Genomic DNA, 726 nt, shown 5'->3' on the forward strand with positions numbered 1-726 from the left:
GCTGAAGCGCATCTCCCGGTTCTCATCCTGAGTGAACTGACGGATCAGCGGCTGACGATAGGCGGCGGCGGCCAGCTTGCCCAGATCCTGGGCGGTGGAGACGTTGCGGGTGGAGAGGCCGGTGGAGTCGTAGAAGTGGGTATTGCGCATCCCGAGCGCTCTGGCCTTGTTGTTCATGGCCCGCACGAAGGCGCTGCGACCGCCCGGATAGTGACGCGCTAGTGCCGAGGCCATCCGGTTTTCGGAGGACATCAGCGCCAGATGCAGGGCATCGCGACGGGTCACCTTGGTGCCCATGCGGATGCGGGAGTGGGTGTGTTTGACCCGATCCAGATCGTTCTTGTCGACCGTGATGGTCTGGTTGAGATTCTGCTTGGCATCCAGCACCACCAGCGCTGTCATCAGCTTGGTGAGGGAGGCGATGGGACGTACCTTGGTGGCATTCTTCTGGTAGAGCGTCTTGCCCGTTTTTACATCCACGACCAGGGCGCTGCTTGAGCGTACTTCCAGTTTGGCTGGGTTGGGTGCCGCGCTGACCGCAGGCAATCCCAGTATTCCCATCAACCCGACAACCAGCGCTGCTGCGCGAATCCGACACCACATACAACCGACTCCATTCCCATCCAAAAAAAGGCGCTAGATTCACTCATTTTTACCCCGGCTTTACAAGGGCCGAGCGGGACTATTTCTGCTATTTGCGCAAAATAGGCGATCAAAAAAGCCCTC

Annotated in this window: 1 protein-coding gene; it reads right to left on the reverse strand. The window is 59.1% G+C overall.

The window, feature by feature from the left end:
- The coding region (locus BN1115_RS19460) for a serine hydrolase (protein WP_042658466.1) at positions 1–603 on the reverse strand (603 nt) is incomplete at its 3' end.
- Between the last annotated feature and the right edge of the window lie 123 nt (positions 604–726).

The organism is Aeromonas allosaccharophila, assembly GCF_000819685.1.
Taxonomy (GTDB): Bacteria; Pseudomonadota; Gammaproteobacteria; order Enterobacterales; family Aeromonadaceae; genus Aeromonas; species Aeromonas allosaccharophila.